General features: G+C 63.9%; 15 protein-coding genes. 10 read left to right on the top strand and 5 right to left on the bottom strand.

Annotated features, from left to right (window positions below):
• Positions 1–26: 26 nt before the first annotated feature.
• The 5 genes from APH27_RS09220 to gap all read right to left on the bottom strand — a co-directional run bounded on the left by APH27_RS09220 (position 27) and on the right by gap (position 6,419).
• Entirely contained in the window at positions 27–620 is a 594-nt protein-coding gene (locus APH27_RS09220; protein WP_027920173.1) for a biliverdin-producing heme oxygenase, read from the bottom strand.
• 264 nt (positions 621–884) lie between these two features.
• The gene (locus APH27_RS09215) at positions 885–3,470 is read right to left on the bottom strand and encodes a TonB-dependent receptor (protein WP_060484636.1); all 2,586 of its coding nucleotides are present in this window, start codon (positions 3,468–3,470) and stop codon (positions 885–887) included.
• A gap of 125 nt (positions 3,471–3,595) precedes the next feature.
• Positions 3,596–4,558 (bottom strand): FecR domain-containing protein, encoded by a 963-nt coding sequence (locus tag APH27_RS09210; protein WP_060484635.1) that lies wholly within the window; start codon positions 4,556–4,558, stop codon positions 3,596–3,598.
• A gap of 90 nt (positions 4,559–4,648) precedes the next feature.
• On the bottom strand, positions 4,649–5,161 hold the full coding sequence (locus tag APH27_RS09205; protein WP_027920170.1) for an RNA polymerase sigma factor: 513 nt from the start codon (positions 5,159–5,161) through the stop codon (positions 4,649–4,651).
• A 256-nt stretch (positions 5,162–5,417) separates the two neighbouring features.
• Positions 5,418–6,419, bottom strand: a complete 1,002-nt coding sequence (gene gap, locus APH27_RS09200) for a type I glyceraldehyde-3-phosphate dehydrogenase (protein WP_027920169.1) — start codon at positions 6,417–6,419, stop codon at positions 5,418–5,420.
• Between the two features lie 264 nt (positions 6,420–6,683).
• Here gap and edd point away from each other — a divergent pair, with 264 nt between their 5' ends.
• The 10 genes from edd (at position 6,684) to APH27_RS09150 (ending at position 19,046) form a co-directional block, all read left to right on the top strand.
• Complete coding sequence (gene edd / locus APH27_RS09195) at positions 6,684–8,510, top strand: phosphogluconate dehydratase (protein WP_027920168.1); 1,827 nt, start codon at positions 6,684–6,686, stop codon at positions 8,508–8,510.
• Positions 8,507–9,466, top strand: coding sequence for a glucokinase (locus APH27_RS09190; RefSeq protein ID WP_060484634.1), 960 nt, complete (start codon positions 8,507–8,509; stop codon positions 9,464–9,466). The genes edd and APH27_RS09190 overlap by 4 nt, the downstream gene beginning before the upstream one ends.
• Positions 9,467–9,631: 165 nt before the next feature.
• Entirely contained in the window at positions 9,632–10,357 is a 726-nt protein-coding gene (locus tag APH27_RS09185; protein WP_060484633.1) for a response regulator, read from the top strand.
• Positions 10,338–11,792, top strand: coding sequence for an ATP-binding protein (locus tag APH27_RS09180; RefSeq protein WP_060484632.1), 1,455 nt, complete (start codon positions 10,338–10,340; stop codon positions 11,790–11,792). The genes APH27_RS09185 and APH27_RS09180 overlap by 20 nt, the downstream gene beginning before the upstream one ends.
• 101 nt (positions 11,793–11,893) lie before the next feature.
• Positions 11,894–13,144: an AGE family epimerase/isomerase gene (locus APH27_RS09175; RefSeq protein ID WP_027920164.1), complete on the top strand. Its 1,251-nt coding sequence runs from the start codon at positions 11,894–11,896 to the stop codon at positions 13,142–13,144.
• 104 nt (positions 13,145–13,248) lie between these two features.
• Positions 13,249–14,535, top strand: coding sequence for an ABC transporter substrate-binding protein (locus tag APH27_RS09170; RefSeq protein ID WP_060484631.1), 1,287 nt, complete (start codon positions 13,249–13,251; stop codon positions 14,533–14,535).
• Positions 14,536–14,744: 209 nt separating this feature from the next.
• Positions 14,745–15,653: a carbohydrate ABC transporter permease gene (locus APH27_RS09165; RefSeq protein ID WP_060484630.1), complete on the top strand. Its 909-nt coding sequence runs from the start codon at positions 14,745–14,747 to the stop codon at positions 15,651–15,653.
• Positions 15,646–16,503, top strand: coding sequence for a carbohydrate ABC transporter permease (locus APH27_RS09160; RefSeq protein WP_027920161.1), 858 nt, complete (start codon positions 15,646–15,648; stop codon positions 16,501–16,503). The genes APH27_RS09165 and APH27_RS09160 overlap by 8 nt, the downstream gene beginning before the upstream one ends.
• 3 nt (positions 16,504–16,506) lie before the next feature.
• Positions 16,507–17,661, top strand: a complete 1,155-nt coding sequence (locus APH27_RS09155) for an ABC transporter ATP-binding protein (RefSeq protein WP_060484629.1) — start codon at positions 16,507–16,509, stop codon at positions 17,659–17,661.
• A gap of 41 nt (positions 17,662–17,702) precedes the next feature.
• Positions 17,703–19,046 (top strand): carbohydrate porin, encoded by a 1,344-nt coding sequence (locus tag APH27_RS09150; protein WP_027920159.1) that lies wholly within the window; start codon positions 17,703–17,705, stop codon positions 19,044–19,046.
• Positions 19,047–19,124: the final 78 nt, after the last annotated feature.

Below are 19,124 nucleotides of genomic sequence, written 5' to 3'. Positions count from 1 at the left end.
CCGGAAAGGTGGCCGGTTGATGCGTATCAGGCCAGCGCGGCATCCGCGGCGTAGGCATGCTTGAGCAGTTCAGTGAAGCGCTCGAAGGCGGCAACCGCTCCGCGCTCGGCGGCAGCGTCTTCCTCGGGCGACAGCGCCAGGCCATCGAGGATGCGGGTGAACTGCTTCCAGCCTTCGGCACGGCCACCGGCCGGCTCGCCGAGATGACGGGCACCGAAACTGTCTGACAATTCCAGGGCCACGGCACGCTTGATCAGAAACGCAGCGCCAAGTTTGGAGCCTTCCGAGACGAAGATCCAGCCCATTGCCTCACCCAGGCTCGGGTTCTGCAGCGCGCCAGGCACGGCAGACGGTACTTCAGTGCCGAGGTCGGCGAGGTCCAGGCGGGCTTGTGCGGCGCGGCAGCGCTCGGCCAGGTCGGGGACGATGGCGATCAGTTGCGGGTCGTTGTACAGGGCCTGCAGTTCGGCCTGAAACAGGTACTGGGCGACGACGAAGCGGGCGAAACTTTCGCGGCTGTCGAATGGCGCGTGGGATTTGACCAGGGCATCGAGCTCGCTGTGCGGAGCGTGGGTGACCTGGTTCAGGCGTTGCGAGCGCAGGGCTGGGCGATCGGTCATGGGGGTGTCCTTGGAAAATGAGGGCGTCTAGTGACAAGACGAAACAGCGGTGCGGGAACAGTAAAAAAACAGGGTTCTTTGATGTTTTTGCAGCGCGATAGAGATCGAGCGCCGCCCACGCTTCGCATCGCGGATAAATCCGCTCCTACAGTTGTTGCAACGCGGCCATGCCTGTGAGGCAACAACTGTAGGAGCGGATTTATCCGCGATGCGACGCGTGGGCGGCGCCCGATCTCATGGGCGCAAAACCTCTCAAGCCCTACATCAGATATCCCACACCACATTGATGGCGAAGTTGCGCCCCGGCATGGTCAGGCGGTCGAGGTTCGCCGGTTGGGTCACGCCAGCTTCACCCTGGCCGTCGTAGCCGCGCACCGAGTCCCACTGCCAGTATTTCTTGTCGGTCAGGTTGTACAGCCCGGCGTTGACGGTGACGTCGTCGGTCAGTTTGTAGAAGCCGCTCAGGTCCAGCACACCATAGCCAGGTGTGCGGAACTGCGAGCTCTGGCCGTCCGGTGCGAAGAAGGTGGTGTCGTCGACGCGGGTCTTGCGCTTGACCAGGGTCCAGCTCAGCAGGCCGCCATAGTTCGGCTGCTCGTAACCCAGGCCGAACACGCCGGTCAGCGGGTTGACGCTGTTCAGCGGCTGGCCGTTGTCGTCATTGCGACCATAGGCGTAGGCGATCGACCCCTGGGTGTACAGGCCCTGCGGTGCACCGAAGTGGTCCAGGTACAGGCGGCCCTTGATCTCGGCGCCCTTGATGGTGGCATGCTTGATGTTGTTGGCCTGGAACGTGGTTTCCAGGTTGGCCGACTGCACGGCATCTTCGTCGATGAAGTCGCGGTACTTGTTGTAGAACACCGCCACGTCGAAGTTGCCGGCGTCGAAGTTGCCGCGCAGGCCGGTTTCGTAGCTCTTGCTCTTTTCCGGCTCGAGCCCGGGGTTGCCCTGCACGCTGTAGCCCAGGGTGGGGTTGTCAAAGCGCCCGTACATCGATTTGGCCGTCGGCGTGCGGAAGCCCTCGGCGTACTGGCCGTACCAGGTGTAGTTGTCATTGAAGGCGTAGGTCAGGCCGAACTTGGGCGAAACGCGGTGCCACTTCTTGTCCGAGTCGTCGAGGCTGCTAGGTGCGGTACCCGAACCCTGGATGCCGCGCAGGAACTCCTCGGTGAACTTCGGCTCCATGCGCGTGTAGTCGTAGCGGGCGCCGGGCATGAAGGTCCAGTTGTTCCAGCGGATCTCATCCTGCACGAACAGGCTGTAGGTATTCACGGTCGGGTCCGGGAAGTCACTGATCAGCGCCTGGGCATCGCTGGTGCTGACCTGGCCGATGCTGCGGCAGGTGCCACCGACCGTCAGGCAGGTGCCGGTGCCGCTGCGCGAACCGGTGACCTTCTCGTGCTTGAGGGTAGTGCCGTAGGTCAGCAGGTGATCGGTGGCGCCGATGCTGAAGGCCTTGTCCAACTGGGCGTCGAACACCCACTGGCGGTCTTTGTAAGTGGTATCGCGGGTGCGCAGCACGGTGCGGTTGAACGGGAAGTAGACTTCCTCGGTGTGCTGGTCGGTCTTGGCGATCTGGTAGTTCAGGCTCCACTTGACGTGGTCGGCTACCCGCGAATCAAGGCCGAACTCGTGGTTGATGCCAAAACGCTCGCGGGTGATGGTGTCATTGCCATTGCGGCTTTTGTACATGCCCATGCCGGCGCCGTTGGTGAACGGCCCGCCGACAGCACTGAGGATGTCCTGGTCGCGGTCGTCCTTGTAGCGCTCGTAGGTTAAACCCAGGCGAGCATCGTCGGCGTAGTTCCAGCCCAGTTTGGCCAGCACGTTGGTGGTACGCACGTCTTCCGGGTTGGCCTCGGTGCGCGCAAGGCCCGTGCCGCCGTGGCTGCCGTAGGATTCGGTCTCATGGCCATTGCGCTGGCTCAAGTGCAGCAGGCCGTCGAAATCGCCCGTGCGGCCCGCCACGGTAGCCGAGGTCAGCCAGCTGTCATCGGCCGAGCTGTAGCCGGTCTTCAGGCGCGCACCGGCGTCTTTGCCGGGCTTGATGATGTCGTCCGGGTCCAGGGTGAAGTAGCTCACCGCACCGCCGATGGCGTTGCTGCCGTACAGCACCGAGGCCGGGCCGCGGAGGATTTCCACGCGTTTGACGATTTCAGGGTCGACGTAGTTGCGCTGGGTCTGGGCGTAGGGGCCATAGAAGAAGCTGTCGGGGATCGACACGCCATCGACCTGGGTAAGGACGCGCTCGCCGTCGATGCCGCGGATGTTGTAGCCGTTCAGGCCACTGCGCTGGCCGGTGCCACCCACCGACACACCCGGTTCGTAACGGACCAGTTCCTGGATATTGTTGACGTTCCGCCGGTCCAGCTGCTCGCGGGTCTGCACGGTCACGGTGCTCGGTACCTGGCTCACGTCCTGGGCGCTACGGGTGGCGCTGACGGTCATCTGCTGCAGGGCAATGGCATTACCCGCCGACTGGCGCTCGAGCACCACGTTGCCGTTGCTGATCTTGCGCAAGACCAGGCCGGTGCCCTGGAGCAGGCGTTTGAGCGCAGCTTCAGGTGGCAGCGAACCTTGCACGCCAGGCGATGCCACGCCGTCGGCCAGTTCGGCGCTGAAACCGACCTGCCAGCCGGTAACCTGGCTGAAGGCATTGATTGCCTCGACCAGCGGCTGTTGCGCAATGCTGAAGCGGTAGTCGCCCATGCGCGGGCTGCTGGCCTGGGCCGGTTCGGCGGCCAGCGCCGTTAGGCTGCAGGCACCGCTGGCGAGCAGGGCCAGCGTCAGCAGGGACAGCTGACCGGTACGGCGGGGAAGGGTGGACGAGCGAGTTGGACCTGTGGACATCGAAAGCGCTCCCAGACGCGCGAACTGTTATAGGTGATGACCGTTCTTGTTTTCAAACAAGAATCAGTTGCATTGGCTATAACGAGACGGGCGGGGTTGCGCGATCGCGTAAAAAAAATTTCAGGTCAGTTGATGATCACCACGGCAGGGAACTCGTGCAGCTGCGCCGAGGTGATGTGGGCCAGGGCGCGCAGGGTTTCCAGCGGCTGATCCAGGCGGTAGTTGCCGGTCACGGCCATGTCGTCGAGGCGGCCGTTGCGATTGATGATCCAGCCGGGGTAATAGCGCCGTACTTCCGCCAGTACCTGGCTCAACGGGCAGTTCTCGAACACCAGGCGGCCGTCGACCCAGGCCAGGTCCTTGTGCATGTCCGGGCGCTGGCGCTGGCCAAAGCCCTGTGGGCCAACACTGATGCTGTCGCCGGCACTGAGGCGAATGCGTTGGTCGCGGGCCCCCTGCAGGTCGACGTCGCCTCGCTGTACGCGCACCTGTGCCTCGCCGTTGAGGTAGCGTACGGCGAAATCGGTGTCGCGTACCTGCGCGCGCACTGGCCCGGCCTGCACCTCCAGCGGTAGCTGGGCGCCACCGGGTACCTGGAAATACGCCTCGCCTTGCAGCAGGCGCGCAACCTGGCGGCCGCCCTGCAGGTCGCTGGCGAAGGCGGAATTGGTGTTGAGCAGGATCTTGGCGCCGCCATCCAGCTCCAGGCGCTGGCGCTCACCGACCACGGTCAGGTGGTCTGCCTGCAGGCGCACCGGCAGGTTGCCGAACGTGAACAGCCCGACCAGCAGCACGGCGGCGGTAGCCAGTGGCTTCCAGTGCGCACGCAGGCGGCCGCGCAGCGAGCGGCGCTGATGCTGGTGCATGTGCATGGCCGCCTGGCGTAGCGGGGTGCCGTTCCACAAGGCTTCGGCCTCAACGTAGGCCTCGGCGTTTTCAGGGGATGCGCTGAGCCATTGCTCGAAGGCGAGGGTGTCTGCGTCGCTGGCGCACTGCAGGCGCACGAGCCAGTCCAACGCCTCGTCCAGCGCACGGGCGCGGGCGTCGGGCCCGGTGGCTGGCGGGCGAGTGACGGGGCTGTCGGTCACAGTGGGTCCTTGCAGGTATTTTTGCGAATGATCAAGGCTCGGGCAAAGCATGGCAAGGGCCACGTCGCATTCGGCACGCCGGCGGTCGGCTCATTTGAGGCGGTCGGCCACGCCCATGCAGATCGCCATGATCAGTTTCAGTTCCTTCTGTACGGTGCTGGCCGAGACCTGCAGTTGCTCGGCAATTTCCAGGTAGCTGGCGCCGTGCAGACGGCTGAGGATGAAAATGCGCTGCTGGCGCTCGGTCAACTGATTGAGGCTGACGCTCAGGTGCTTGAGCAGTTGTTCGGCGTGGGCGGCGTCCTCGCTGCTGCCGAGCGGGGAGGCGACATTGTGCAGCACCTCGTCGGGTACATCGTCGACCAGCATGCGCGCCTGCACCCGGCGTGTACGCAGGTGGTCCAGGGCGAGGTTGCGGGCGGTCTGGAACACGAAGGGTTCGAGGTGTTCGATGGGCCGCTCGCCCAAGGCACGGGACACCCGCAGGTAGGTTTCCTGCAACAGGTCCTCGGCCGTGCTGGGGTTGCCCACCATGCGTTGCAGGGTGCGCAGCAGGGAAAGGCGCTGAACGAGGAAGACGGAGTTGAACCGGGACTGACTCACGGGGGGACCTGGCCGACGAAAGGTGAATGATAATGCTTATCATCTTGCCGTCAGGTCAAGCTTGGAATTGTTAGGGAAAGGTAAAGATTGTGAGTTCTTCAGCCTTGTGCGGTCCCGTGCAGGAGCGGCCTTGTGTCGCGAAAGGGCTGCAAAGCAGCCCCCTGAAATGTGCAACAGCGCTCATGCCCGGGGGCCGCTTTGCGGCCCTTTCGCGACACAAGGCCGCTGCCACAAAGGCCGCATAAACCCGCCAGGTTCAGCGAGCGCTGGCCAATGCCAGGCAGTTGTCCAGCATGCGGTTGGAGAACCCCCACTCGTTGTCATACCAGGCCAGCACCTTGAGCATCCGCCCGTTGGCGCGGGTATGGTTGGCATCGAAGATCGACGACAACGGGTTGTGGTTGAAGTCGCACGACACCAGCGGCAGGGCGTTGTAGCCGAGCACCTTGGAGTGCCGGCTGGCTTCGAGGAACAACTGGTTGACCTGCTCGGCGCTGGCCTCGCGCTTGAGGTTGACGGTAAGGTCGACCAGTGAGACGTTGATCACCGGTACCCGCACGGCCATACCGGTGAGCTTGCCGGCCAGCTCCGGCAGCACCAGGCCCACGGCCTCGGCGGCGCCAGTCTTGCTTGGAATCATCGACTGGGTGGCCGAGCGGGCGCGGTACGGGTCGCTGTGGTAGACGTCGGTCAGCACCTGGTCGTTGGTGTAGGCGTGGATCGTGGTCATCAGCCCCTGTTCGATGCCGAACTCGCGGTGCAGCACCTGGGCGATCGGCGCCAGGCAGTTGGTGGTGCACGAAGCGTTGGAAATGACCTGGTGCGAAGCCCGCAAAATATCGTGGTTGACCCCGTACACCACGGTGGCATCGACACCCTTGCCCGGCGCTGAGACGATCACCTTGGAGGCCCCGGCAGCCAGGTGCGCGGCGGCCTTGGCGCGGTCGGTAAACAGCCCGGTGCATTCGAACACCACATCGATCGCTTCGGCCTTCCAGGGCAGCTCGGCCGGGTTGCGGATGGCGCTGACCGCGATACGGTCACCATTGACCGTCAGGCTCTCATGGTCGGCTTCGACCACGGCATCGAACGTGCCGTGCACGCTGTCATATTTGAGCAGGTGGGCGTTCATCGCGCTGTCACCCAGATCATTGATGGCGACGACCTGCAGGTCCTGGCGGTAGCCTTGGGTATACAGTGCGCGCAGGACATTGCGCCCGATGCGGCCGAATCCATTGATGGCGATACGTAGGGTCATGGCAGTACCTCTGGCGGTCCGAGTGAAAGCTGTGGCACAAAGACGCTTCACTGAAACGGTTTTGTTGTTGGAATTACAAGATTATTCACTGGCCGATAGAAAACAAGCCTTTTTGATGGCAGTATTTTGTTTAAACATACAACGAGTGGTTGGGCGCAGTGCCTCTCCGATGTTGCGAGCCCCTCTACCTTGAGCCTAGGCCGCAATCGTTTGGAGGGGAAATGCCCGGTAAACCGCCCTTACAATTAGCCTGGAGTCCAGTACATGCACCCGCGCATCCTTGAGGTCACCCAGCGGCTGATCGAACGTAGCCGTGCCACCCGCGAGCGCTACCTGCAGCTGATTCGTGGCGCGGCCAGTGACGGCCCCATGCGTGCCAGCCTGCAATGCGCCAACTTCGCCCACGGTGTGGCCGGTTGTGGCGCCGAGGACAAGCAGACCCTGCGGCTGATGAACGCGGCCAACGTCGCCATCGTTTCGGCCTACAACGACATGCTCTCGGCGCACCAGCCGTACCTGCATTTCCCTGACCAGATCAAGCAGGCCCTGCGCGAGGTCGGTTCAGTCGGCCAGTTCGCCGGGGGGGTGCCAGCCATGTGCGATGGTGTGACACAGGGCGAGCCGGGCATGGAGCTGGCCATCGCCAGCCGCGAAGTGATCGCCATGTCCACTGCGGTCGCGCTGTCGCACAACATGTTCGACGCCGCGTTGATGCTCGGCATCTGCGACAAGATCGTCCCCGGCCTGATGATGGGGGCGCTGCGCTTCGGTCACCTGCCGACCATTTTCGTCCCGGGCGGGCCGATGGTTTCCGGCATTTCCAACAAGCAGAAAGCCGACGTGCGCCAGCGCTATGCCGAGGGCAAGGCCACGCGCGAGGAACTGCTTGAATCGGAAATGAACTCCTACCACAGCCCTGGCACCTGTACCTTCTACGGCACTGCCAACACCAACCAGTTGGTGATGGAAGTCATGGGCCTGCACCTGCCCGGCGCCTCGTTCGTCAATCCGTACACCCCGCTGCGCGATGCCCTTACCGCCGAGGCGGCTCAGCAGGTCACGCGCATGACCAAGGCCAGCGGCAGCTTCATGCCGCTGGGCGAGATCGTCGACGAGAAGGCGCTGGTCAACTCCATCGTGGCCCTGCACGCCACTGGCGGCTCGACCAACCACACCCTGCACATCCCGGCGATCGCCCAGGCAGCCGGCATCCAGCTGACCTGGCAGGACATGGCCGACCTGTCCGAGGTGGTGCCGACCCTGTCCCACGTCTACCCCAACGGCAAGGCCGACATCAACCACTTCCAGGCCGCTGGCGGCATGGCCTTCCTGATCCGTGAACTGCTCGACGCCGGCCTGCTGCACGAAGACGTCAACACCGTGGCCGGGCACGGCCTGCGCCGCTACACCCAGGAGCCGTTCCTCGACGACGGCAAACTGGTATGGCGCGAAGGGCCAAGGCAGAGCCTGGATGAGAGCATCCTGCGCCCGGTGGCGCGGCCATTCTCGGCCGAAGGCGGCCTGCGGGTGATGGAAGGCAACCTGGGCCGTGGCGTGATGAAGGTTTCTGCGGTAGCCCCTGAGCACCAGGTGGTCGAGGCGCCGGCGCGGGTGTTCCAAGACCAGCAGTCGCTGGCCGATGCTTTCAAGGCCGGTGAGCTGGAGCGCGATTTCGTTGCCGTGGTGCGCTTCCAGGGCCCGCGTTGCAATGGCATGCCCGAGCTGCACAAGTTGACGCCGTTCCTCGGTGTGTTGCAGGACCGCGGCTACAAGGTCGCACTGGTGACCGACGGGCGAATGTCGGGCGCCTCTGGCAAGATCCCGGCGGCCATCCACGTCTGCCCCGAAGCGTTCGATGGTGGCCCCCTGGCACGCGTGCGTGATGGTGATATCGTGCGGGTCGATGGCGTCGAAGGCACGCTGCGGGTCATGGTGTCGGCAGAAGAGCTGGCCAGCCGTGACCTGCCGCCCGCGCCCCAGGGCAACGACCTGGGCTGCGGCCGTGAGCTGTTCGGCTTCATGCGTATGGCGTTCAGCCCGGCAGAGCAGGGTGCGAGCGCCTTCACCTCGGCCCTGGAGAACCTCAAATGAAGGACCTGCTGGTTGGCGACATCGGTGGCACCAATGCCCGTTTTGCGTTGTGGCGTGACAACCAGCTGTACCAGGTGAAGGTTTTCGCTACGGCGGACTACACCAGCCCGGAGCAAGCCATCGAGGCCTACCTGCAGGGTCAGGGTATTGCCCGTGGTGGCCTGGCGGCGGTATGCCTGGCGGTGGCGGGGCCAGTCGATGGTGATGAATTCCGCTTCACCAACAACCACTGGCGGCTCAGTCACAAGGCGTTTTGCCAGACCTTGCAGGTCGAGCGGCTGCTGCTGATCAACGACTTTTCTGCCCAGGCCCTGGGCATGACCCGCCTGCAACCTGGTGAGTACCGCGAGGTCTGCCCAGGCAAGGCGGACCCTGCGCGGCCCGCGCTGGTGATCGGCCCGGGCACCGGCCTGGGCGTCGGCAGCCTGCTGCGCCTGGGCGAGCAGCACTGGCAGGCGCTGCCAGGTGAAGGCGGGCATGTCGACCTGCCGGTGGGTAATGCCCGCGAAGCAGCGATCCATCAGCAGATGCACAGCCAGATCGGCCACGTCAGTGCCGAGACGGTACTCAGTGGCGGAGGCCTGGTACGCCTGTACCAGGCCATGTGTGCGCTGGATGGCGACTCGCCGCGACACACATCCCCGGCGCAGGTCACTGATGCGGCGCTGGGTGGCGAGCCACGGGCGCTGGCGGTGGTTGAGCAGTTCTGCCGATTCCTCGGGCGCGTGGCTGGTAACAATGTGCTTACCTTGGGCGCGCGCGGCGGGGTTTATATTGTCGGCGGGGTGATCCCGCGCTTTGCCGAACTGTTCCTGCGCAGTGGCTTTGCCACCAGCTTTGCCGACAAGGGCTGCATGAGTGGCTACTTCGCCGGGGTACCGGTGTGGCTGGTGACAGCGGAATTCTCTGGACTGCTGGGGGCCGGAGTGGCATTACAGCAATCATTGGATCACTGACGGGGGCCGCTCTGCGCCCCTTTCGCGACACAAGGCCGCTCCTACAGAATGGCGCGATCCCTGTAGGAGCGGCCTTGTGTCGCGATAGGGCTGCGCTGCGGCCCCCGACTGCAATACCCGAGAGCAGGCGATGAAGACCTGTGATTAACAAGAGGGCGGGATACCTTGAGCACTGCCGGAAAATCCATCCTGATGGTCGACGACGATCAGGAAATTCGTAAACTGCTGCAAACCTACCTGAGCCGCGCCGGCTTCCAGGTCCGTGCCGAGGCCGATGGTCAGGGCTTTCGCCGCGCCCTGCAAAGCTCCCCCTGCGACCTGGTGATCCTCGACGTCATGCTGCCCGACGAAGACGGTTTCAGCCTGTGCCGCTGGGTGCGCCAGCATCCTCGCCAGTCGCGGGTGCCGATCATCATGCTGACGGCCAGCTCCGACGAGGCCGACCGCGTCATCGGCCTGGAGCTGGGCGCCGACGACTACCTGGGCAAGCCATTCAGCCCGCGTGAATTACAGGCGCGCATCAAGGCCCTGTTGCGCCGCAGCGAGTTCGGCCAGGCCGCGCCAGCCAGCTCCGTGCTGGCCTTCGATGACTGGCGCCTGGATACCATCAGCCACCGCCTGTTCCATCGCGATGGCGAAGAGGTGATTCTGTCCGGTGCCGACTTTGCCCTGCTCAAGCTGTTTCTCGATCACCCGCAGCAGATTCTCGACCGCGACACCATCGGCAACGCCACCCGCGGCCGCGAGCCGATGCCGCTGGACCGTATCGTCGACATGGCGGTCAGCCGCCTGCGCCAGCGCCTGCGCGACACCGACAAGCCGCCGCGGCTGATCCGCACCGTGCGTGGCAGTGGTTACCTGCTGGCTGCCCATGTCTGCTGCGCTTCCTGAGCGGCGCTGGCGCCTGCTGCCGCGCTCGCTGCTGGGGCGCATGCTGCTGCTGACCTTGCTGGTGGTACTGCTGGCTCAGGGCCTGTCGAGCCTCATCTGGGTCGCCCAGTTGCGCGCCAGCCAATTGCAGGGCCTGCGTGCCAGTGCCGGGAGCCTGGCCCATTCCATGAGCGCCAGCGTCAGCTACTTCCGCTCGCTGCCGGTGGCCTATCGGCCGATGGTACTCGACCAGTTGCGCAGCATGGGTGGCACGCGCTTCTTCGTGTCGCTCAACGACAAGCCGCTGGACATGCCGGTGTTAGCCATCACCCCGCGCAAGCAGGCGGTGATCGACGTGTTCCAGCAGGTACTGCACGAGCGCCTGGGCGAGCAGATGGAGGTCTCTGTCGAGTTCGTCGCCCCCGATGACCTGCGCATCTTCAACAGTGGCCTGAAGCTCGATGAGCTGCCGCGCTCGTGGGCGCATTACTCGCTGACCCTGGAGCCCCTCAACCCGCCAGTGCTGGTGACCCAGATCCGTCTTGACCAAGGCGAATGGCTTTACATCGCATCCTTGCTGCCCGAGCCCTATACCAGCCTTGAGGCCGAACGCCTGCCACGCCAGCAGATCGGTTTCATCGTGCTGACCACCGCTTTGCTGCTGCTGTTCATCGGCTTGCTGGTGCACTGGCAGAGCTGGCCGCTCAAGCGGCTGGCGCGTGCCGCCCGCGAACTGTCACTGGGCGCCGATGTGGCACCGGTGGCCGAAGGCGGCGGCAGCGAGGTGGTGGAAGTGGGGCGGGCGTTCAACAGCATGCGTGAGCGCATCAGCCGTTACCTGACCGAGCGTTCCCAGTTGTTCAGCGCGATTTCCCACGACCTGCGCACACCGATCACGCGCTTGCGCCTGCGCGTGGAGCTGCTCGAGGACGAACGCCTGCAGGCCAAGTTCAGCCACGACCTGGATGAGCTGGAGCTGCTGGTCAAGGGGGCGCTGCAGTGCGTGAAGGACACCGACATCCACGAGAACATCGAGCCGATCGACCTCAACCAGGTGCTGGAGATTCTCGCAGAGCCGTATCTGGGTGACGGCCGTATCACCGTCGAAGGGCGAGCCATGGCGCCGTACCCGGGCAAACCGCTGGCCCTGCGCCGCTGTATCGGCAATCTGATCGACAATGCCATCAAGTATGGCGAGCGGGCGCGCCTGCGTATCATCGACAGTGCCGAGGGCTTCGTCCTGCAGGTGGATGACCAAGGGCCCGGCGTGCCCCAGCAGCAGATGGAGCAAGTGTTCGAGCCGCATTTTCGCCTGGCCGGGAAGCAGCAGGGCTACGGTCTGGGCCTGGGTATCGCGCGCAACATTGCCCATAGCCATGGCGGCGAGGTGAGTCTGCTCAACCTGCGCGAAGGCGGTTTGCGGGTGACGCTGTACCTGCCCAGAGGCATGGATTGAGGCGTGTCACAGACTGGTGACACAACAGCTGTCCTTCGTGACATGCCGGCCAGGACGGCTGGCTAGACTTCGCAGACGACTGGCAAGGAACGCGCTGGCCCATGAAGCATAACGACCTCCCCTTTGGCAGTTGGCTGGACTCGCCTGTCCATGCTGCCTGGCTCATGGCCGAAGGGCGGCGCCTGCTGGCCTTCGCCAAGGCGTCGAAGTTGCCAGGCGGCTTCGGCAACCTCGAAGCCTCTGGCAACCTGGCGCCTGATGCCGCCGCCGAAACCATGAGCACCGCGCGCATGACACATTGCTTCGCTGTCGCGCACATCCAGGGTATGCCAGGGTGCCTGGCTTACGCCGAGCATGGTGTCGCGGCCTTGCGCGGGGTGTTGCACGATGCCACCTACGATGGCTGGTTCGCGCACCCCGAAGGCCGCCAAGACAGTGGCAAGGCCGCTTACCTGCATGCTTTCGTCGCGCTGGCTGCCAGTTCCGCCAAAGTGGCCGGCACGGCCGGCGCCGCGCAGTTGCTGGCGGACGCTGTGCGAGTCATCGAAGGCCACTTCTGGTGCGAGCAGGAGGGCGCCCTGCGTGAAACCTTCTCGCGCGCCTGGCAGATGCCTGAAGCCTACCGTGGCGCCAACAGCAACATGCACGCCACCGAGGCGTTCCTGGCCCTGGCCGATGCCACCGGCAACACGCTGTGGCTGCAAAGGGCGTTGCGCATTGCCGAGCGCATCATCCACACCCATGCCGCCGCCAACGGCTATCGGGTCATCGAGCATTTCGACGCATTCTGGCAGCCAGTGCCGCACTACAACCTGGAGCATCCCGCCGACCACTTCCGCCCTTATGGCACAACGCCCGGGCACGCGCTGGAATGGGCGCGCCTGCTGCTGCACCTGGAGGCCAGCCTCCAGCTTGCCGGGCTGCCCGCACCCGAATGGCTGCTAGCCTGCGCCCATGGCTTGTTCGACAGCGCCTGTCGCCACGGCTGGAGCGTCGATGGTGAGCCTGGCTTCGTCTACACGTTGGACTGGGACAACCGCCCGGTCGTCAGGCAGCGCCTGCACTGGGTGCATGCCGAGGCGTGCGCCGCAGCCGCCGCGCTGTTGCGCAGAACCGGTGAAGCCCGTTACGAGCAGTGGTATCAATGTTTCTGGGGGTTCATCGACAACCATTTCATAGACCGTGCCGGAGGCAGCTGGCACCACGAACTCGACGCGTACAACCACCCTGCCGGCACCCTCTGGCCGGGCAAGCCGGACCTGTATCACGCTTATCAGGCGGTGCTGCTGCCGGGCTTGCCATTGGCACCCAGCCTGGCGACGGCCATTTCGCGTTATGTAACCAAACGATGACATTCGCGCATCGCTTCGTTACCTGACGAGGCGGGCGCGCTGATTAGACTTCATGCAATGCAAGCGACCGACTTGCCCCGCATAACAACAAGAAAGGTACTCCGATGAATTTGACCCTCCGCCTCGCCGCCGCGATCTCCCTCGCCTCGCTCCTGCCACTCAGTGCGTTCGCCGCCGAATCCAAAGGCAGCGTCGAAGTGGTGCACTGGTGGACCTCCGGTGGTGAAAAAGCCGCTGTGGATGTACTCAAGGCCCAAGTCGAGAAAGATGGCTTCACCTGGAAGGACGGCGCGGTTGCAGGTGGCGGTGGTGCCACGGCCATGACCGTGCTCAAGAGCCGCGCAGTAGCCGGTAATCCGCCTGGCGTCGCGCAGATCAAGGGGCCGGACATCCAGGATTGGGCTGCCACCGGCCTGCTCGATGACGACGTGCTCAAGGACGTTGCCAAGGAAGAAAAGTGGGACGCGCTGCTCGACAAAAAGGTCGCCGACACCGTGAAGTTTGACGGTAACTATGTCGCTGTGCCGGTCAATATCCACCGCATCAACTGGCTGTGGATCAACCCTGAGGTATTCAAGAAGGCCGGCATCGACAAGGCGCCGACTACCCTCGACGAATTCTATGCCGCCGCCGACAAGCTCAAGGCTGCCGGTTTCATCCCGCTCGCCCACGGCGGCCAGCCTTGGCAGGACAGCACCGTGTTCGAAAGCGTGGTGCTGGCCGTGATGGGGCCAGAGGGCTACAAGCAGGCCATGGTCGATCTGGACGAAGCGGCGCTCACCGGCCCCGAGATGGTCAAGGCGCTCAGCGAACTGAAGAAGGTCGCTACCTACATGGACCCTGATGGCAAGGGCCAGGACTGGAACCTGGAGGCGGCCAAGGTCATCAACGGCAAGGCCGGCATGCAGATCATGGGCGACTGGGCCAAGAGCGAATGGACCCTGGCCAAGAAGACCGCCGGCAAGGATTACCAGTGCGTGCCGTTCCCTGGCACCGAAAAGGCCTTCCTCTACAACATCGACTCGCTGGTGGTATTCAAGCAGAACGACAAGGGCACTGCTGCCGGCCAGCAGGACATCGCCCGCAAGGTCCTGGGCCAGGACTTCCAGAAGGTCTTCAGCATCAACAAGGGCTCGATCCCGGTGCGTAACGACATGCTCGCCGACATGAGCAAGTACGGCTTCGACGCCTGCGCCCAGACCTCCGCCAAGGACTTCCTCGCCGACGCCAAGACCGGCGGCCTGCAGCCGAGCATGGCGCACAACATGGCCACCACGCTGGCCGTGCAGGGCGCATTCTTCGATGTGGTGACCAACTACATCAACGACCCCAAGGCCGACCCGGCCGATGCGGCGAAAAAGCTGGCGGCGGCGATCAAGGCTGCGCAGTAAAGGTCGAGCGATCCCCGTTGTAGGAGCGGCCTTGCCGGGGCGCCGGACCGGTCGGAAAGGGCTGCGCAGCAGCCCCAAGGACTCAAGTCCACCACCTACCTGGCAGATCGAGCGCACCGAATTGGGGCTGCTGCGCAGCCCTTTCCGACCGGTCCGGCGCCCCGGCAAGGCCGCCCCTACAGAGTGTTGCAGCGCCTGAAAGGTGACCCATGACTACAGCAACCGCCCAACTGCGGGCCTCTCCCCTGGACGCGCTGCAGCGCTGGCTACCGAAACTGGTACTGGCACCGAGCATGTTCATCGTCCTGGTGGGCTTCTACGGTTACATCCTGTGGACCTTCGTCCTGTCCTTCACCACCTCGACCTTCCTGCCGACCTACAAGTGGGCGGGCCTGGCGCAATACGCCCGGCTGTTCGACAACGATCGCTGGTGGGTGGCGAGCAAGAACCTGATGCTGTTCGGCGGCCTGTTCATCGCCATCAGCCTGGTCATCGGTGTGCTGCTGGCAGTACTGCTGGACCAGCGCATCCGCCGCGAAGGCTTCATCCGCACCCTTTACCTGTACCCAATGGCGCTGTCGATGATCGTCACTGGTACCGCCTGGAAATGGCTGCTCAACCCCGGCATGGGCCTGGACAAGCTGCTGCGCGACTGGGGTTGGGAGGGCTTTCGCCTGGACTGGCTGATCGACCCTGACCGGGTTGTGTACTGCCTGGTGATCGCCGCCGTGTGGCAGGCATCGGGCTTCATCATGGCGATGTTCCTCGCCGGACTGCGCGGGGTCGACCAGTCGATCATCCGCGCCGCGCAGATCGACGGTGCCAGCCTGCCGCGCATTTACTGGACCGTGGTGCTGCCCAGCCTGCGCCCGGTGTTCTTCAGCTCGTTGATGATCCTTGCGCACATCGCCATCAAGAGCTTCGACCTGGTGGCGGCGATGACTGCCGGTGGGCCGGGTTATTCGTCCGACCTGCCAGCCATGTTCATGTACTCCTTCACCTTCAGCCGCGGCCAGATGGGCATGGGCTCGGCCAGCGCCATCCTCATGCTCGGGGCGATCCTGGCGATCCTCGTGCCGTACCTGTACTCGGAACTGCGGAGCAAGCGCCATGCATAGTTCATCACAGGCTCCTGCCGACAGGCCGGCGCTGACCCTGAGCCGCATCGCCATCCATGCCGTGCTGCTGCTTGCCGTGCTGCTGTACCTGGTGCCGCTGGTGGTGATGCTGCTGACCAGCTTCAAGTCCCCGGAAGACATCAGCACCGGCAACCTGCTCAGCTGGCCCACCGTGGTCACCGGCATCGGCTGGGTCAAGGCCTGGGGCACGGTCAGTGGTTACTTCTGGAACTCGATCATGATCACCGTGCCGGCGGTGCTGATCTCAACCACCCTCGGCGCACTGAACGGCTATGTGCTGTCGATGTGGCGTTTCCGCGGCTCGCAGCTGTTCTTCGGCCTGTTGCTGTTCGGTTGCTTCCTGCCATTCCAGACCGTGTTGCTGCCGGCGTCGTTCACCCTCGGCAAGCTGGGGCTGGCCAGCACCACCACCGGCCTGGTGCTGGTGCACGTGGTCTACGGCCTGGCATTCACCACGCTGTTCTTCCGCAATTTCTACGTGAGCATTCCCGACGCTCTGGTGAAGGCCGCGCGCCTGGATGGCGCCGGTTTCTTCACCATCTTCCGCCGCATCATCCTGCCGATGTCGACGCCGATCATCATGGTCTGCCTGATCTGGCAGTTCACCCAGATCTGGAACGACTTCCTGTTTGGCGTGGTGTTCTCCAGCGGCGACTCGCAACCGATCACCGTGGCCTTGAACAACCTGGTCAACACCAGCACCGGGGCCAAGGAATACAACGTCGACATGGCAGCGGCGATGATTGCCGGCCTGCCAACCCTGCTGGTCTACGTGGTGGCAGGCAAATATTTCGTCCGCGGGCTCACGGCTGGCGCGGTCAAGGGGTAAGTCATGGCAACGCTCGAACTTCGCAATGTGAACAAGACCTACGGCAGCGGCTTGCCGGACACCCTCAAGGATATTCAGCTGTCGATCAAGGATGGCGAGTTCCTGATCCTGGTCGGCCCTTCGGGCTGCGGCAAGTCGACCCTGATGAACTGCATCGCCGGCCTTGAGCACATCACCGGCGGCGCGATCCTCATCGATGATCAGGACGTCAGCGGCATGAGCCCCAAGGATCGCGACATCGCCATGGTGTTCCAGTCCTATGCGCTGTACCCGACCATGAGCGTGCGCGAGAACATCGAATTTGGCCTGAAGATCCGCAAGATGCCCCAGGCAGCCATCGACGAAGAGGTGGCGCGGGTGGCCAAGCTGCTGCAGATCGAGCACCTGCTCGCGCGCAAGCCGGCACAGCTTTCCGGTGGCCAGCAGCAACGTGTGGCCATGGGCCGGGCGCTGGCGCGGCGGCCGAAGATCTACCTGTTCGACGAGCCGCTGTCCAACCTCGACGCGAAGCTGCGGGTCGAGATGCGCACTGAAATGAAACTGATGCACCAGCGCCTGAAAACCACCACGGTGTATGTCACCCACGATCAGATCGAGGCCATGACCCTGGGCGACAAGGTGGCGGTGATGAAGGACGGCATCATCCAGCAATTCGGCACGCCGCAGCAGATCTACAGCGATCCGGCCAACCAGTTCGTCGCCAGCTTCATCGGTTCGCCGCCGATGAATTTCATTCCAGTGCGCCTGAGCAAGCAGGAAGGGCGCCTGCTGGCGGTGCTCGACAGTGGCCAGGCGCGCTGCGAACTGCCGTTGGGGCCGGCCAGCGATGACCTTGATGGTCGCCAGATCATGCTCGGCATCCGTCCCGAACAGATCGCCCTGGGTGCAAGCGAGGGCAACGGCCTGCCGGGTATCCGTGCCGAAGTCCAGGTGACCGAGCCCACTGGGCCAGACCTGTTGGTGTTCGTCACGCTCAACCAGACCAAGGTCTGCTGTCGCCTGGCGCCGGACATTGCCTGCCGTGTGGGCGACAGCCTGAACCTGCAGTTCGACCCGGCCCGGGTGCTGCTGTTCGACGCCGGCAGCGGTGAACGTTTGCACCTGGCCAGCAGCAACACCGCCGTAAAGGACAACGTGGCTCACTTCAAAGGCCGCTAACTCGTCTACACCATCAATAAGAAAAAAGAGGACGCAAAGGGATGGAACAGCGCAATCGCATCAGGACCTTGGGTTCACTGGCCCTGCTCGCCGTAGTCGGCAGCAGTGGCGTGCAGGCTGCCGAGGCATTTTCCAGCGAATCGAAATGGATGACCGGTGATTGGGGCGGCACCCGCACCGCACTGCTGGACAAGGGCTACGACCTCACCCTCGACTACGTTGGCGAGGTGGCTGGCAACCTGCATGGCGGCTACAACGACGACAAGACCGCGCGCTACAGTGACCAGTTCGCCCTCGGCGCGCACCTGGACCTGCAGAAGATCCTTGGCTGGCACGATGCCGAGTTCAAGCTGGCGATCACCGAGCGCAGTGGCCGCAACCTGTCCAATGACCGCATCAGTGACCCGCGCGCCGGGCAGTTCAGTTCGGTGCAGGAAGTGTGGGGCCGCGGCCAGACCTGGCGCCTGACGCAGATGTGGGTCAAGCAGAAGTATTTCGACGGCGCGCTGGACGTGAAAGTCGGCCGCTTCGGTGAGGGCGAGGACTTCAACAGTTTCCCCTGCGACTTCCAGAACCTGGCCTTCTGCGGCTCGCAGGTGGGCAACTGGGTAGGCGGCATCTGGTACAACTGGCCGGTCAGCCAGTGGGCGCTGCGGGTCAAGTACAACATCACCCCGGAATTCTTCGTCCAGGTCGGTGCCTTCGAGCAGAACCCGTCGAACCTGGAGACCGGCAACGGCTTCAAGCTCAGCGGCAGCGGCACCAAGGGCGCGATCCTGCCGGTGGAGATGGTCTGGTCGCCCAAGGTCAATGACCTGCCGGGCGAATACCGCCTGGGTTACTACTACAGCACGGCCAAGGCCGATGACGTGTTCGAAGACGTCAACGGCAACCCGCAGGCGGTCACCGGGCAGGACTTCAAGTCGCACTCGAGCAAGCACGGCTGGTGGGTAGTGGCGCAGCAGCAGGTGACTGCCCACGGCGGTGACATCAATCGCGGCCTGAGCCTGTTCGCCAACTTCACCGTGCACGACAAGGCCACCAACGTGGTCGACAACTACCAGCAGGTCGGCCTGGTCTACAAAGGTGCCTTCGACGCTCGTCCCAAGGACGACATCGGCTTTGGCGTGGCGCGTATTCATGTGAATGACGACGTGAAGAAACGCGCCGAGCTGCTCAATGCGCAAAGTGGTATCGATGACTACGACAACCTGGGCTTCGTGCCGCTGCAGCGCACCGAGTACAACGCCGAGCTCTACTACGGCTTCCACGTCACCAACTGGCTGACCGTGCGGCCCAACCTGCAGTACATCAAGAGCCCGGGCGCAGTGGACGAAGTGGACAACGCGCTGGTCGCAGGTTTGAAGATTCAGTCGTCTTTCTAAGCCTACTTGTTGTAAATTTACGCCAATCCAAATTCGGCTCCCGGCACCCACTGGCTTGCAGTGGTTGTCGGGAATAAG

Origin of the sequence: Pseudomonas sp. NBRC 111123 (genome assembly GCF_001320205.1) — a bacterium.
Classification (GTDB): domain Bacteria; phylum Pseudomonadota; class Gammaproteobacteria; order Pseudomonadales; family Pseudomonadaceae; genus Aquipseudomonas; species Aquipseudomonas putida_J.
Note: the sequence above shows the minus strand (reverse complement) of the source record. Positions and strands in the feature narration are given on the sequence as shown.

Coding starts and splice junctions, on each gene's coding strand:
- APH27_RS09215 (WP_060484636.1), bottom strand. CDS start 3,470: ATGTCCACAGGTCCAACTCGCTCGTCCACCCTTCCCCGCCGTACCGGT.
- APH27_RS09155 (WP_060484629.1), top strand. CDS start 16,507: ATGGCAACGCTCGAACTTCGCAATGTGAACAAGACCTACGGCAGCGGC.
- APH27_RS09170 (WP_060484631.1), top strand. CDS start 13,249: ATGAATTTGACCCTCCGCCTCGCCGCCGCGATCTCCCTCGCCTCGCTC.
- APH27_RS09190 (WP_060484634.1), top strand. CDS start 8,507: ATGAAGGACCTGCTGGTTGGCGACATCGGTGGCACCAATGCCCGTTTT.
- APH27_RS09165 (WP_060484630.1), top strand. CDS start 14,745: ATGACTACAGCAACCGCCCAACTGCGGGCCTCTCCCCTGGACGCGCTG.
- edd (WP_027920168.1), top strand. CDS start 6,684: ATGCACCCGCGCATCCTTGAGGTCACCCAGCGGCTGATCGAACGTAGC.
- APH27_RS09180 (WP_060484632.1), top strand. CDS start 10,338: ATGTCTGCTGCGCTTCCTGAGCGGCGCTGGCGCCTGCTGCCGCGCTCG.
- gap (WP_027920169.1), bottom strand. CDS start 6,419: ATGACCCTACGTATCGCCATCAATGGATTCGGCCGCATCGGGCGCAAT.
- APH27_RS09160 (WP_027920161.1), top strand. CDS start 15,646: ATGCATAGTTCATCACAGGCTCCTGCCGACAGGCCGGCGCTGACCCTG.
- APH27_RS09175 (WP_027920164.1), top strand. CDS start 11,894: ATGAAGCATAACGACCTCCCCTTTGGCAGTTGGCTGGACTCGCCTGTC.
- APH27_RS09220 (WP_027920173.1), bottom strand. CDS start 620: ATGACCGATCGCCCAGCCCTGCGCTCGCAACGCCTGAACCAGGTCACC.
- APH27_RS09150 (WP_027920159.1), top strand. CDS start 17,703: ATGGAACAGCGCAATCGCATCAGGACCTTGGGTTCACTGGCCCTGCTC.